The sequence below is a fragment of the Salmonirosea aquatica genome, from assembly GCF_009296315.1.
GTDB lineage: Bacteria > Bacteroidota > Bacteroidia > Cytophagales > Spirosomataceae > Salmonirosea > Salmonirosea aquatica.
This window is the reverse complement of record NZ_WHLY01000004.1, coordinates 1-15701: the sequence shown is the minus strand read 5'-3', so window position 1 is coordinate 15701 and position 15701 is coordinate 1. Positions and strand designations below refer to the sequence as shown.

12 protein-coding genes are annotated in these 15701 nt (G+C 44.5%); 1 reads left to right on the top strand and 11 read right to left on the bottom strand.

Annotated features, from left to right (window positions below):
* Nucleotides 1-7 precede the first annotated feature (7 nt).
* On the bottom strand, nt 8-4174 hold the full coding sequence (locus GBK04_RS28675; RefSeq protein ID WP_152766500.1) for a hybrid sensor histidine kinase/response regulator transcription factor: 4167 nt from the start codon (nt 4172-4174) through the stop codon (nt 8-10).
* Nucleotides 4175-4387: 213 nt separating this feature from the next.
* Between GBK04_RS28675 and GBK04_RS31350 the strand changes: the two genes are divergently transcribed.
* Complete coding sequence (locus GBK04_RS31350; protein WP_373331570.1) at nt 4388-4852, top strand: DUF4113 domain-containing protein; 465 nt, start codon at nt 4388-4390, stop codon at nt 4850-4852.
* Between the two features lie 29 nt (nt 4853-4881).
* On the opposite strand, the gene GBK04_RS28665 is transcribed toward GBK04_RS31350, so the two are convergent.
* The 10 genes from GBK04_RS28665 to GBK04_RS31345 form a co-directional block, all read right to left on the bottom strand.
* The gene (locus tag GBK04_RS28665; RefSeq protein ID WP_152766496.1) at nt 4882-5613 is read right to left on the bottom strand and encodes an SOS response-associated peptidase; all 732 of its coding nucleotides are present in this window, start codon (nt 5611-5613) and stop codon (nt 4882-4884) included.
* A gap of 27 nt (nt 5614-5640) precedes the next feature.
* Nucleotides 5641-6216: a recombinase family protein gene (locus tag GBK04_RS28660; RefSeq protein WP_152766494.1), complete on the bottom strand. Its 576-nt coding sequence runs from the start codon at nt 6214-6216 to the stop codon at nt 5641-5643.
* A gap of 193 nt (nt 6217-6409) precedes the next feature.
* The gene (locus GBK04_RS28655; RefSeq protein ID WP_152766492.1) at nt 6410-11413 is read right to left on the bottom strand and encodes a hypothetical protein; all 5004 of its coding nucleotides are present in this window, start codon (nt 11411-11413) and stop codon (nt 6410-6412) included.
* A 151-nt stretch (nt 11414-11564) separates the two neighbouring features.
* On the bottom strand, nt 11565-12026 hold the full coding sequence (locus tag GBK04_RS28650; protein ID WP_373331502.1) for a type I restriction enzyme endonuclease domain-containing protein: 462 nt from the start codon (nt 12024-12026) through the stop codon (nt 11565-11567).
* 8 nt (nt 12027-12034) lie between these two features.
* On the bottom strand, nt 12035-13054 hold the full coding sequence (locus tag GBK04_RS28645; RefSeq protein WP_152766488.1) for a type I restriction enzyme subunit R domain-containing protein: 1020 nt from the start codon (nt 13052-13054) through the stop codon (nt 12035-12037).
* A complete protein-coding gene (locus GBK04_RS28640; RefSeq protein WP_373331501.1) occupies nt 12955-14082 on the bottom strand; it encodes an HsdR family type I site-specific deoxyribonuclease in 1128 nt (375 codons plus the stop codon). The genes GBK04_RS28645 and GBK04_RS28640 overlap by 100 nt, the downstream gene beginning before the upstream one ends.
* Nucleotides 14083-14232: 150 nt before the next feature.
* Complete coding sequence (locus GBK04_RS28635) at nt 14233-14448, bottom strand: type I restriction endonuclease (protein ID WP_152766484.1); 216 nt, start codon at nt 14446-14448, stop codon at nt 14233-14235.
* Nucleotides 14400-14663 carry a hypothetical protein gene (locus tag GBK04_RS28630; protein ID WP_152766482.1) on the bottom strand — a complete coding sequence of 88 codons (264 nt, stop codon included), beginning with the start codon at nt 14661-14663 and terminating at the stop codon, nt 14400-14402. Before GBK04_RS28630 ends, GBK04_RS28635 begins: the two co-directional genes overlap by 49 nt.
* Nucleotides 14651-14833, bottom strand: coding sequence for a hypothetical protein (locus GBK04_RS28625; protein ID WP_152766480.1), 183 nt, complete (start codon nt 14831-14833; stop codon nt 14651-14653). The genes GBK04_RS28630 and GBK04_RS28625 overlap by 13 nt, the downstream gene beginning before the upstream one ends.
* Before the next feature lie 45 nt (nt 14834-14878).
* Nucleotides 14879-15034, bottom strand: coding sequence for a hypothetical protein (locus GBK04_RS31345; RefSeq protein ID WP_373331500.1), 156 nt, complete (start codon nt 15032-15034; stop codon nt 14879-14881).
* Between the last annotated feature and the right edge of the window lie 667 nt (nt 15035-15701).

The window sequence follows — 15701 nt, the reverse complement described above, 5'->3', positions numbered from 1 at the left end:
GAGCAGCTCAAAGCGTGCGGTCGAGCTCGGCAAGGAAGGCGGATGGCGTTCTGCCGAACTGATCCTGGAAGCATTTGGAGAAGTAGGAATGCGAGGCGAAACCGACCTGATCGGCAATTTGAGACACTGTGCCTGCATTTGAGGATAACAGTTGTGCGGCGCGCTGCAGACGGAAAGTCCGGATAAAATCGCTGGGCGACTGGCCGGCCAGGGCCTGCAGCTTTCGGTAAAGCTGCATCCGGCTCATCCCGATTTCTTTACCGAAGGTTTCTACATTGAAATTCTCGTCGGACATGAACCGCTCGATAACTGCCATGGCGCGACTCAGGAACTGTTCATCGACGGAAGAAATTGTGATGTTGGCGGGTCGCAAAACGACTTCGCGTCTATAGAGTTCTTTCAGCTTGCGGCGGCCTTCGATCAGGTTACCGACCCGGATGAGCAGCTCCCGCACTTCAAACGGTTTGGTCAGGTAGTCGTCGGCTCCCGTTTCCAGCCCCTGCAATTTGTTCTCAACCGAAGTTCTGGCAGTCAGCAGGATAACCGGAATGTGGCTGGTGTTCTCATCGTTTTTCAAACGCCGGCCTAACTCCAGGCCATCTAGTCCGGCCTGGACGGGCATCATAATATCCGAAATGATCAGATCTGGAATTTGCTCCTGAGCGATCCTGTAACCCTCGGCCCCGTTGACAGCTTCCATAACCCGGTAAATTCCATTTTCCGTCAATGAGCGCATTATGAAATCACGCAGATCGGCATGATCCTCCACAACCAGGATCAGAGGAATTTCGGGATGTAAATCAGACCATTCCTGCGTTCCCTTTTCAGAGAGGCGCGCCTCGATCGTTTCGTAGGATTGGAGGGTTACCGCATTGGCTGGTGATTTACCCAGCTGCCCACTTTGGGCGGAATGAAGCATTTCCAATGGCAGCGAGACCCTGAATTCACTTCCCTGGCCTAGCTTACTGGATACCGCAATCGTTCCCTCATGCAGTTCCACCAGCTCGCGTGCAAGCGCCAAACCAATGCCCGAGCCTTCGTGCCCCCGGGCAAGTGAACCATCCATCTGATAGAACCGGTCGAAAATCCATTCAAGCTGACCAGCCGGAATTCCGGGACCGTTGTCTCTGACTTTTATCTCAACAAAAACGAACGGTTCCCCGGTGGTTTTTTGCTGATTCTCCCAAACTGAGGACAATTGCAGTGACAGCGAAACCTGTCCATTGTCAGGAGTGAACTTAAAGGCATTGGATAGCACATTGTTTAAAACCTTTTCCAGCTTATCCGCATCGAATTTTAACCAAAGACTCCCTTCCGGCGCCGTGACCCGAAATGCGATCCTGTGACTTTCAGCAAGTGAATGGAACGAACCGGCAACACGATTCACAAAATGGATCAGATCGCCCGGCTTTAGATCGAGCTGCATTTTACCACCTTCCAGTTTGGAGAGATCGAGTAATTGATTAACCAGATGCAGCAAGCTCCTGCCATTTCGCAGCATGCTCCGGAACTGGGAAGCATACGGATCGCTTTCAGACATGTTCGAAAGCCAATATTCCAACGGACTGATAATCAGAGTCAGTGGTGTGCGGAACTCGTGCGTTACATTGGTGAAAAAATCAGATTTCAGCCGGTCCATTTCTGCTAGTTGCTGCACTTTCAGCTCACGAATCCTCAATGCGGTTTTTGCCCGTTCACGGTGCAACAAAGCCTGCCAGCCGACATAGAAAAGCCCCGCCAAAATCAGGGCATACGATGCATAAGCCCAGCCGGTCCTCCACCAGGGAGGCGAAATGATGATAACAAGGGATTTTTCAACCCAAATACCATCGCTATTGGCCGCCCGGACGCGGAACCGGTAATTACCCGGCGGGACATAGGCGTAATCTGCGGTACGTTCCGCGCTGATTGGATGCCATTCCCGGTCGTAATTTTCAAGTTTATGGGTGTATGAATGAAGCTCCGGATGCCGGAAATCGATGGCCGCGAAATCAATAGAAAACACGTTCTGGTCATAGGCGAGCTCCACGGATTTGGCGCGAGGCGTGATGGTGCGGTTATGTACCCGGAAAGCGGCAAAATTCAGTAAGGGTGCGATGGGGCGATTCTTTAACAATTCTTCCGGCTGGAAATGGAAGTACCTGTCCATGCTACCGAAATAAATACTGCCGTCCCGCCTTTTGTAGCTTCCCCCAAAAAAGAAATCTTCACCGGGCGAAATGCCATAATTGGCACCAAATAGCCGCAACGAGCGCCGGTCAGCACTTATTGCGGCAATACCATTCGTGACGGCCACCCACAAATTTCTGTGATTATCTTCGATGAATGCTTTTACAAAAGGAAGCGGCTTGCCCGAGCTTGGGTCTGTGAAGGCTATGAAAACGCCGCGTTTCCGGTCGTAGTAGTGCAAGCCTGCGGTGGAAGCCACCCATAAGGTGCCCGCCGCATCCTCTACCAGCTGTGTGACAATGCTCCATGGCAGGAAATGTGCGAATTTCCCCGTTTTCCGGTCCATCAGGTTCAGCCCGCCACCGTTGGTCCCGACCCAGAATGCGCCTGTACGGTCTTCGATGACGGTCAGAATGTAATTATTGCTGATGGAATTGCTATCCCGGTCATCATGGCGGTAATGCGTGAATTTTCCGGAACGGGTATCCAGTTTGTCCAGACCCCCTGCGGTGAGCACCCAATCTGTGCCGGCCCGGTCCTGGTAATAGCCAGCCGCCTCGCCCGGACTGATGCTCGAAACGTCTGATGAATCGTGCCGGTAATGCGTGAATTTCCCGGTGGAATGCCTGCCAATCCTGCGCTCATACCGGTATAACCCATTGTTCCAGGTGGAAATCCAGCGGTTTCCCTGCCTGTCGCGGTTTAGCCGGGTTACGTGATCGGTCGAAAGTGAAGTTTGCTTCGAAGCCTCGACGAGCCATTTGGATGCTTCTCTTGAAACAAAATCACCGGTCAGCAAGCCTACGATCGACCCGATCCATAACGTACCCGTCGAATCTTCTTCGAAATAATGGATGCCCGAGGGCATTTCCACTTCCGTGATCGGGCTATACTTTGTGGTGATTTTGATAAGATGCCCCGGTATGGTCCCTACCCAAAGCGTACCGTCCCTGGTGCGGCAGGCGGAAAGAAGGTTGAAATCAGGCAGACCGTCTTCGGCGGTTTTGTACGAAGTCACCAGCCCCGATTTCGGATCGTACCGGTTCGCCCCGGCGTCGAGCGTCCCGATCCAGATGCCACCTGCCGGATCTTCCAGGAAAAACCTGATTCCATTGGTGGGGAAAGAACGCAGGTTTTTTTCTTTTGGGAACGGACAGCTGAGCCGGTCGGAATGTGCTTCCTGAAAAGAATGCCGGGTGAATTTTCCGGTTTTCCGATCGAAAGTGTGCAATCCATCTCCACCCGTCCCGACCCAGAAAGTCCCGCGGCTGTCTTCAAAAATGGCCAATATCCTGTTTTCAATCAGACTGTTCGGATCGGCGGGATTGTGCAGGTAACGGGTGAATGTGGATGTTTTCCGGTCAAGCTTATTAAGGCCGCCCTCCATCGTCTTCAAGCTGCCCTGATCGCCGGTTCCGACCCAGAGGGTGCCTTGTTTGTCCTCGAAAATACTGCTGACGTGCGGATGACTGATAGTCCCGGGGTTGCCTGCAATCGATTTATAAGGAGTGAATTTGCCTGTCGCTTTCTCAAAACGATATAAGCCGCCTACCGTGCCTACCCAGAGATTTCCCAAGTGATCTTCCAGAAGCGCACTGATCGAGTTGTTTTCATACCTGTATTCCTTTGTTTCCACCACCTCATAGTGCGTGAATTTTCCGGTTTCCGGGTTCATACAGTCTAGGCCTGCGCTCCATCCACCGATCCAAATCAACCCATCACGCGTGGGGCAAATGCTTCTGACATTGTCCCCGGCCAGCGAATTTGCGGTTTTCGGATCATGCTGGTACACCCTCCAGGTGTGGCCATCATACCGGAGCAGGCCCGAGCCGGTGGCTAGCCAGAGGTATCCCCGGCTATCCTGGCGAATGTCGGCGATCTCGTGGGGATCAATGCCCGGAGGGGTGCTGACAGTTTCAAGAATCGTGTTTTGGGCGCAGAGGCTTGCTCCGCTGAATAAGAAGAGTGACAAACCGAGTAAGGGCCGGATAGCGAACCTGATCATGATGATCGTCAGCGGGATTTACTCACAAGCTAGTCTCTTTTTCTTGAAATCAGCTACTTATAGGCAGGAAATTAGTTGGCGGTAAAATGCCGGGATCCAAATCGGACACAATGGTGGGCAAAAACCAGGCAGGCTTTGTACAACCTAACAAAATGTCCGACCTGTATTTGACCGTAATGCAGGAATCACAAACATGACTTCGCAAGAAATTGACTGTCATGTAAATCGGACCGCGAATCGAGCCAACGATCTCTCGTTGGTTCAAAACCGCCAAGACACCAGAGTTGTCGGCAATGCTTTACGCAGGGACTCTGGGAGGACCGGCCCCAGTACTACGGGACCAAGTCGGTGCCCCTGCCGGTGTGCTCGAATTCGAGCATGGAGCTGATCGCCTGCGCGGCCAAGGCGCTGGAGCTGATCTACCGCGAGCAGTACGCCTACAAGAAAGCCGGTATCCTGGTCAGCGCCATCGTGCACCAGGACTACATCCAGACCGACCTGTTCGCCATGAACGAGCGCATGCGGGAGGCCGACCGCAAGGCGATGGCCGTGCTGGACCGGCTCAACCAGCGCATGGGCCGCGACACGGTGAAGGTGGCGGCCATGGGCTTCGACCGCTCCTGGCTGATGCGCCAGGAGCGCAAGTCGAAGTGCCCCACCACCCGCTGGGGCATTTAGCTGTAAATCAGATAGGATACGTACTTGTCTTATAACAGATAGGCAATTTCCGGGTAGGTATGCGGTTCCAGCACGGCCGGTACGTCGGTCGGTTCGGTACGGGAAGTAATCAGCTTGTTGACGGAGTAGGCTTCCAATGCACTCGCCGCATAGGCTTCGGCCAATAATTCCAAAACCTCTTTCTGCTGTAAGGACTTTTTCAGGTATTCCCGTTCCTGCTCTTGGGTCAGCAGGCACGGCATCCGCTTTTTGCTGTTGTGTATTTTGGCCATCAGCGCGTTGGTGGGCTGGGTCAGCATGGTGTAGGTGGAGTGCACCTCCCCAGTGGCCGGATCGGCCCACTCGTCCCACAGGCCCGCAATGCTCACGATTTCCTGTTGGTTGGGGCGGATGTAGAAAGGGTACTTCTTCTTGCCCTGGGTGTGCCACTCGAAGAAGCCCGAAACGGGGATCAGGCAGCCTTTCTCCGCACCCGCTGCAGCCCGGAAGGACGGTTTCTCGTACATGGCCTCGTAACGGCCGTTGATCGTCATGGTGCGCAGCTTTTTGGCATCCTGGACTGTTTTGACCCAGCCGGGAATCATCCCCCACATCAGCATAGCGAAGGTATGGGGTTGCTCAGACGTCACGAGCGGCCATACCGGCACGGCATAGGCGTTGGCGTGGATTACGGGATCCCAGCGTTTGCCCTCGGGCATCTGGGCCCGGTAGCGGGCTTCCAGGACAGCCTGTTTGACGTTCAGTGAGGTATGGTAGCACATGGCAGGGACTGGTTTGATTGTAGGAAGCTACCCTTGCGGCATTGCGGCACTCATCGCCTTGCGGTAGCGCTTCACACTGGATAGGCTGATTCCTGTCAGGTTTGCGATTTCGTTGACCGACAAGCCTTTTTCAAGGGCTTTCCTGACCTTGGTGTAGTTCTCCCGGTTCACACCGGATGGGCGGCCGATATGCTTCCCTCTGGCTTTAGCCAGCAGCTGCCCGGCGCGGGTTTTCTCCAGGATCATCTCCCTGTCGTACTCGGCCAGGGCGGCGAAGATGCCGATGACCAGCTTCCCCGAAGGGGTAGCCGAGTCGATGCCCAGATCCAACGCCTTGAAGATGATGCCCCGCTGGCAGAAACTGCCGATCAGGCTGATCAGGTGGTCGCGGCTGCGGCCCAGGCGCGAGAAACGCGAGACAACCACCGTATCACCAGGGCGCAGGAGCGAGAGCATTTTATCCAGGGCAGGGCGCTGGACCGACAGGCCGGAAATCTTTTCCTGGAAAATGCGGTCGCAGCCATATTCCTGCAAGGCGTCGATCTGGGTGTCGGTGTTCTGGTCGGCCGTCGAGACGCGAGCATAGCCAAAGGTCTGTTTCATAAGCCGGTCCGTGGTAACGGTCATCAAGTAGGGGTCATAAAGGTACGCGTTCTTTTTGCAATGAACCTACTTTTTGAACCCTGATTTCGGAAGGGTTCAAAAACGAAATACCGCTTGGGGGCGGGGTTCAGAAAGGTATAGCTTTCTGGACTAAGTTTTTTTGGAATAACCATAACTTATAAAGTTGATTAAATTACGAATAGTAGTTATCAGAATTATAAAGCTTAGATACACTCAGCTCCTTTTCAAGTTCTTTAATAACCTGCTCAATTCTTCCTGAATTTATTAGTTGCCGTTCAATTGCAGCACCAAAATGGCTAATATTATCACCATAGTCATCTTCTAGATAAATCATATTACTTAGCTGATTTTTATAAGTTGGGCCTTCACTATGCAATTGTAAGCAATCATTATAACATTCAAGAGCCATCTGATAATGAGACAAAAAGTCATCAATATTTCTTAATGATGTATTGCCTACAAGACGATCCATATTCCTAAACATGATATCTAATATATTTTTAATATTATTATATTCATCATTTTGGTACTTTGGTAACAACAATATATTATTAATTATCTTACAAAGATTAAGGTGTTTTAACCAATCTCCCATCTTTCTATGAAAATACCCTAAATAGGCAGGACCTTGTATATAATTTATTCCATACATTCTACAATCAAGGATAGACTGATGAAGACAAAAAATCGAATTTATAATTAGATTAGTGTATTCTTTGAAAAAATAGTAATTACGATTTATTTTATCATTGCAAGTCAATATAATTTGTTCCAAAAAATCTTTAAGATATGTTTTATTAATAAAAGATTCTTTATTGTTATCATTCCCAATTACTGAATTTAGGCTATTATCTATATGAAGGTCTTGTAAATCTACGGGAAATTTAATTCTCAGAGCTAATTTATGAAGATGATCATTCCAATTAAGATCCACTGATTCTCTTGACTTATTAGGAACTAAATAACAATATCTGACGGGGTTTTTCATGTCCTCATTATTTAAGCTAATCCTTAGATTTGAAGATATAACTTGATATAATAATAATCGATTGATTCTGATCTGCAATGATAATTCCATAACACGAACAGATCGATGTGAAATACTATTATATTGCCCTATGTAATTGAGTTCTTTTATATATTTATAATATTCATTAACAATATCTTCTTCTTTATTTATTTTATTTTCTTTTACATTAGTTTCTATATGTTGCTTATCTTTTACTGAATTACATTGCAATTTTTTGTCTCTTATTATGGTTTCTTTTAGATTTATACTGCTATTTTTAAGTGTAATTAAAGAATAGATTAGAATAGCTTCCTTTGAATCAGGATTACTTGAAACATTTTGGTAAAAAATTCTTGTAAGATCCAATGGAAGTGATAAATTCGAGAGGCCAGTATAATATCTTAAGGTGGCTATTTGATTACGATCAGAAGAATTATTGACCAATGAATTTTGCTTTAATATTTCTTTTACAATATATTTATCTAAAAAATCATTTAATATTATATGATCACCATAATGATAATTTTTCAAAACACCTGTATTATGAATGGCCATTAATATTTTTTTAAGTTGAAATCCATATGATACCCATCTTCCTGCTTTTGCATATAACCTTCCAGCCAAATAATACATTTGAAGTAAATAACTAAGATTAATCGATTTTTTATTATTTAAAGGAGATGAAATAAACTGTTCAGTAAGCCCGTTTTCATTATTGAACATTATATCATCTAAAAATTTATCAGTATCAGTAAGAACAAAATCTTTAATATTAATATTGGCAAATAATTTTTCATTAGTGTTTGCTGAATTGTACAATGGAAGTAATAGATCTGCAATTTTAGTTATAATATTTGCCAGAGAAATCAATTTTCTAGCACCATGGACATTTTTATATTTAATTAATAGTCTAACACTACTTTTAATCAAATTTGATAAGTAATATAATTTTAATTTATCCTCATTATTGTTACTTTCTGACTCAAACTTCATCGCCAGATAGGTAGCTAATGATTTTTTATAAGAAATATATGTAATAAAAGAAAAGCGAAAAGTTGACGAATCCATACTAAAAACTTCGTAGAGCTCTTTGTATGAGCTTTCAACGTAATCTGCGAACGAAAGCTCTGAATTAATATCTCCATTATTATTGGTATTGCCTATTTTAAAAACGGGCGTTCTTTTTATACGATCAGCAATTTCTGCGCATAATTCATCATTATTTAGTCCATTCCTACCATTTCGAAATTCTAAAATATCTAATGTTGTTCGATATGGGAGAGTTTTGTTTTTGAAGTATAAGATTGTCCCCAGACTGGCATAAAAATGCCCCATCATCATATCTCTTCCGCGATATCCACTAAAAGCACCATGTTCATGAATTTGGGCATATTGCTTAAGGTAGCTCTCCAATTTAGCAAACGTTATACCCTCCGCAAACTTTTCTTGAACATACAAAGCTCCCAAAATTGCGTGTTGTGTAACATGTAATAGTTCTCGATACAGTGGAGTTTCAAGTTTATTAATAATTATTTCTGAGCTTGATCTAATTTTTGCGTTATTCGAACTTTTGAGTTTAGATATAATATTATTGGAAACACTCTCATGATTAATTTCATTGCTCGATGTATTATTAGCGGCATACCTTGCCGATAAATATCCAAGAGCCACCTCCATTGCTAGTCCAAGGTGACCAACGGCCATTTCGTAATACTTCATTTTATCGAACACCATGGAAAGTTTGAGCTTTATGCGCATCCAAACTAAAAAAATCTCAATAGGTGTATCTTTTGTAGGTATAGGAACATCATGTAGGGCATCTTGTAATGATATAATAGCATCTTTATAGGATTCATCGAAAAGTAGACTATCCCCAAGTAAATCATTTAGGAATAGTAATGATTCAATAGAAGCATTTTCTTTTTTTTGGTAATCTTTAAAATTGTTTCGCAAATATTCAATTTTATGAACTATATGGTTTTGAATTGCGTGGCTTTCATCTAGACTAAAATTAAATGCAGCAGATTCTTCATCAAAGACTTTTGATATATATGAAATTTCATTATGTGTTTTTTCAAAAAACTTATATTTGAAAAGGCCAGAATCTGTTTCTCTTATATGATTCTGCCCTAAGTAATCTATCAGTTTTTGTACAAAAAATCTTAATTCAGGTGATTTATTAGTGGATAATAGTTCTGGAAGCAATTCTAAGTTATGAGTTGAAAAAGCAAAAGGATGAAATTTAATAATACTATCCATCAAATATGGTGTCGAAACATTTATACTATCACTATAATTCTCTAGAACTGTTTTCTGATTTAATATAAATGGATAAAACAAATAAGAAGTAAAGCCAAATTTATACTGTTGCCGAAAAGAAAAATTTATAAATACTTTATTTTCACTATTTGAACTACTCGATACTATTATACTCATATCATCAAAATATATACCTGGCTCATTGAACGATATAAAAGTTGACTTTTGCTTAGATTTATTACTCTCATTTGTAGGATATTTTGAATAATTTTGTAAGCTTGGCAGTGACTTATATTGAATAAAATTCTCTTCTATTAATTTTATTAACTTTTTTGGAGATCCACCACACCTATACCATAGATAAGTTGAAAAATTTTGTAAAGAAATAATTATCTTAACTAAATCTTCATCATTTTCGTTAGCACTAAAATAATTATTCTCTTCATTTGTTTGATTTTTTCCTTTTTTTAATTCGACAAGATATTTCCAATATCTTTGTAAGAATGATAGGTTTTCATTATGATTAGTTGATAGGTTTTTTAATAATATTTGACCTAAATACTCTTCAACAAGATTATTTGAATTAGAATGAGTCGAAACTTTCGTCTCTTTTAGAAAACTTTCCACATAAAATATATAATGGAATATACTTCCAAGAGCCGATTGTCTGTCTGATATATCGGCAAGTGATGCATCAAACATTTCACGACCAGCAATAAAAATAAATTTAGCTTCTGCTTCTGTTAATAAATGTTTTAGAGATGACAATAACTTTATTATTATCTGTTTACGTTCTCGTAAGTCATTCAAATAAGTTCTATCTGCATCTTGAAAAAGCGCAGCATTTATCTGTTGATCATTCATTTCCATTTCTACTTTATCTAACTCATCGAATATGAAAATAAACTTTTTAAAACTATATTGTTTCAAAATGCTTATTATCTCATATTCAATTTCTTTTGCCGATGCAATAGGGAATGCTCGTGATCCTTTCCTTGTAAAATTCAACAAAGAATCAGTAGTTAAATTCAATCCAGCCTCCCCAGATTCTGTTGTAACATTGGAATGACTTCTCTCATATAAATTATTAATTTTTTTGAATAAATTATATATTTGATATACTTTTTTGTAATTATTTATATAAAATATCATTAATAAAAAAATCATGAACACAATATATGATACAAATATAAATATAAATATATTTGTATAAAGAAAACCCATTTGATGAATTTCTAATGCAAATCCAATTGTTATAATTGATAATAATTGAAATTCTAATTTTCCATATTCATTAACAAAAGTATTTAATGCTTCTAACAAATATTTTGCCAGTGTATATATTAAAACAAAGCTTACTATACATAAAACTATAAATACTATACCCCAAAAACTTAAACTTTCTTTTAAATAATCTTTCAAATCATTGATTTCAAACCCCAGCTTGAAATTATACAATATTATTAATCCTGTAAAAAAACTAAAAATTGCAAAAAGTAACGATCGATAATCTATAAAAGGCATATAATACTTTAATCGTTCTTCTCTAATATTTTCATGTAATATTTTTAGGATATATCTTAATACATCTGTTTCTTCCAATTTTGATTGTGCCAAGCTTATTTTTATCGGTTTAACTTCATCCTCTTTTCTTTCTTTCGCGTAGGTACTTACAACATTATTTACTAAACTTGTCTTGCCCATGCCTCGATAGCCAGTAACAAGATATGCGCCATTTTTACTCCCATTTTTTAATATATGAAGAAAATTTGATTTTAACTTTTCACGGCCTATAAAAATGTGACTTTCATTTCTTGATGCATCCGATGAAAATGGCTTATGATTGTATTTATAATTTGGTACTTCAATAAAGATATCTTTTATATAAGAATTAAATGCCGTGTTCATATAGGATTTTTATTAAAGTGGAAGTACCTAAAAAATAAATATTATAAAAATATTCAATATGATTTTGACTATAATTATTTTAAAATGACAGACTTTTTTTTTACCCAGTCATCTTTATCAAATAGGATTGTAGGTTGGAGTGTCAAATCAATTACGCCCAGTACCGCTGTCCTTGCGCTGCTAGTTTGTAAACGTGTTGGTATACGGTGTCCCGCTTCTCGGTGAATTGCTGGGTGTCGTAGGAGTTTGGCAACTCTTTGTCGAGAATGTCTCCCAGCAGCTTTTTTACCCGCCCCTGCAACATCACGTCTTTATACCAGTCCACAGTTAACACCGTTTTTCGGGTGTCAACATCCTGTAATTTTTGCAGTAGGTGCTGCGCGGCCCGTTTCACTTTGTCTTTGTCCGCCTGGCTCAGTTCGTCTTTGAATAGCAGGTCGAAGATTTCTAGCTCTTCCTCGGTGAGCCCTTCGGCGGCGGCCCGCTTTTCTTCTTCGCGCAGTTGCTCGGCGTATTCCTTCAAAGCCTTGAAAAAAGCTTCCACATCGCTGCTGACATTGTTGTAGTTGGCGATAATGTCATTGAGCTTCTGGGCCAAATCCACCCGATTCACATTTCTATTCAGCAGTTTCTGTACCTGACCCCTGAGAAATCAACCATATCGGTTATGGCCAGGTGCTTGTAGGGTTTGGCTTTGAACCTTTGCTGCAACGCGTCAAAGTCTACGTCGCTCAGGTCGATTTCGGCCAGGGACTGAATGGTGTAGCCCATGGAGATAATGGACTCGTCAATGAGTTGATCCGCTTTGATCTTGGCCTGGTCGTAATCTCCCGTTTCATCCATCCGGCGACTGATGATTTTACGGAGGTACTCGATAACTTCCTTCGTGCGTTTGTATTTGCCCTTGTTGGGCGACGGGGGCAGCAGTCGTTCAGTGAGGATTTCAGGGCGGCAGGCCTCATAAAATGAACTGATGGCGTTTTGGAAGACTGAAAATTCCTTTTTCAATTCTTCGGTACGCGACAGGCTATCCGCAAACGCCTGAAAATTGGTCAACTGATCGAAAGTTTGGGTGCTGTCGGTTAGCTGCGTGATGTCCAATCCCTGACTATGCATGAATTCAACCGCCACATCAATAGCCGCATCCAGGTACTTCAACAGGTCGTCGAATAATTCAGCGGGATAGGTGCTTTTCCCCTCTGAAGAACGGCCATATTTGGCCAAGGCCTTCTCCAAGCGGGTAAATACACCAATGTAGTCCACCACAATTCCCGCCTTTTTTTCGTGGCTGTCTGCAAAATCGTCCGTTTCCACTGCCACGCTGCCGTCGCTTTTTAAGGCGGGGGCTACGCGGTTGGCCCGCGCGATAGTCTGCATGAGGGTGTGGTTCTGCATAGGCTTGTCCAGGTATAGCGTCGAAACGGACGGAGCGTCGAAACCCGTCAGCCACTTGGAGCAGACAAACACCAACCGCAACTTGTCGGCCGGATTCCGGAACCGGTCTTCGATGGTTTCGTGGTCGTCGCCCCACGTCCTATTCATTATGGCCCGGTGGGGCCGCATATCCAGAACGGCTTTACTGAATTTGCTATCTTCGTCGGCTTCGTAGGAAACGACGACGCACATTTCAGTTTCACGCATCCACCGGCGTTTGGTTTCCAGTTGGGCCCGTTCGGCCGAGCCGGCCGGCAGCTTGTTGATTTGCCCCCGAAGTTCCTTATCCGATCCTCCCAGTGCCGCTTTACTTTGTCGTGCATCTTCAAGGCGGTAAACTTGTCAATCGAAATGACCATCCCCTTGCCCAGGTACCCCCGCTCGGGGAAATGCTCCACAATATCTTTAGCGATGGTTTCCAGCCGGTCATTGTCGGTTATAACGGTGGTTACGTTGGCATACTGCCGGGTGAGCCGCTCCTGCTGCTCGTCGCTCAGGTCTTCGTCTTCGATGATTTCGGCGTATTCTTCGTTCAGCGTGTCGTTTTGCAAGAGGACCTTAGGTACCCGGTTCTGGTAGAAAATCCGCACCGTGGAGCCATCGGCCACGTTGTCGGCGAAGTCGTACCGGCTGACGTAGTCGCCAAACCATTCTTTGGTTTTCTCGTCGGCATCGAGCAGGGGCGTTCCCGTGAATGCAATGTAATTGGCATTGGGCAGGCCACGGTGCATGTTTTCGCCCATCTCGGCGTACTGGCTCCGGTGGGCTTCGTCCACCAGCACCACAATATCCTTGCTGTCGGTAATCTTGGGGTAAGGCAACCCTTTGTCTTTCGGATTGACGCGAAACTTGTTGATTAGCGTGAAAACATAGGTCGAAGCGTCGGTCAGCATCTTGGGTAGAAAAGCGCCCGTGGGTACCCGAAATCGGGCCTCGCTTTGTTTTCCACTTCCTTGTCCTGTTTCAATAAGTTGCGACCGGACGTAGGTTTTGTAAATCTGAACTCCAAATCCTCGCGGTCCGTTACGATCAGAACTTGAACTGGCCCCTGACTTTGCGCCGGATCTTCTCGGTGAAGAAAGCCATCGAAAAGCTTTGCCGCTGCCCTGGGTGTGCCAGAATACCCCCAATTTACCGTTGTTCTGGTCGCGTGGCGGAAGGATTCCAGGGCATTGTTGACGCCAGATACTGGTAGTTCTTGGCCACGATCTTGGCCCAGTTGGCGTAGAAAGCACGAAGTTTTCCAGCAGGTCGATCAGGACGTATTTCTGGATAATCCGCGCAGAACGCGCAACAGGTCGATTTCGGTTTCGAGAACCGGCGTTTCGGTTTCGTCGGCGATTTTCTCCCAGTTGAAAACCTGTTCGTATCGGCCGTGTGGCTGCCTACCTTGGTGTCGATGGAGTTGGAAAGGACACCACCATGTTGTAATGAAACAGCGTGGGATGTCGCGCCCGGTAGTCGCTCAGGTTTTTGGTGTAGGCTTGCTGGGTGGATTCAATGGCATTTTTCAGTTCTACAAACACCATCGGCAGCCCGTTGATGTATACGATCAGGTCGGGCCGACGGGTAGCTTTGCCCCGGATGGTGAGCTGCTGCACCACGCAGAAATGATTAGCCCCGGTTTATTGAAGTCGACGTACCGCACCCGCTCTTTGGTATAATCGCCCTTGGCGTTGGTACTCGTGCCGTCGCGCAGCAGGGAAGTGATTTCCCGGTTGGCTTCAAACAAGCTCAGGGTGCGCCCGGCTTTTGGTATTTCCTGCACGGCTTCCGCCAGCACCTTTTCCGAAATGCCGATATTCAGCTTCCGCACACTGGCCGCAGGGTACCCAGCCGGACCAGGTCGGCAGCATCGGTGCGGCGAAGGCCGTATTCCATCGTTGGGAGCTGCCAAAGGTTTAGGTGCTCGTCGTAGTGCAGCTCATCCATGAGCACCCCACAGCAGGCGGCTTCTATGTCGTTTTCAGAAATGTAGTTGGCCACGGAGAGGTACTTTCAAAGCGTGAAGGGGTCGTGTTGGGTTGCGTATTAGTAAGCGCTTAAAATATAACTGAATGCAAAGGCCATGTGGATGGTACCTACCCCGTACATGAAGTAGAGATAGGCCATCAAAATTCCATGCTTATAATTGACCGATTCGTGCCGGAGTTTGAAGCCAAAGTAGATCACGGCGGTATAGAACACGGTGAAGAGAAAGCGCTGTAGACCATGTTTGACAGGTGGCCTGATCGGTTCTTTGGTTTTGTTTTTCCGAAAAAACGATACCCAGCTCGGGATCCTGGTACATCTTATTCCAGAGTGTGGGAATAAATAAGTAGTTGATTAACAGGAAACAGCAAAAGAAGCATGGTAACCACCGCCATAAAATCAAGCCTCGATCATAGCCAAAATTCCCACCACCACCCATTGAACCAATTTATTGCAGGCCCCACCCAGTCATGATCATGGCGCATTTGTAATTTCCTGTACTCGATATCCCCCTCCACACTTTCTAGCAGCCCGGCATTTTTGCAATTGCTAATTATGGTCTCATAGGTACTGACGATTTCTTCATAAGTGGCTTTGGAATCAAGAACGAGTTGAAAACGATCATACGGGAGTAGTAACTGACCGACATCCGTACCAGAAATCAGGATCGCGCATTTCTGTTGTGTGGGAGCTCTGAGCCTTGAACGGCTGAAATTCAATTTTTCTCCATTCAGGTAGTAGCCCTGTGGAAAATCGAATTTTACATTACGGAAATCGAGCGTATCGGGTAAGCCTACGGATGAGAAGTCAGGAATCCTATGGAAAGTTTCACCTGCAAAATCTGCATTTTGGGAAAAAAAGCTCCGTTAAACGTAACATTATC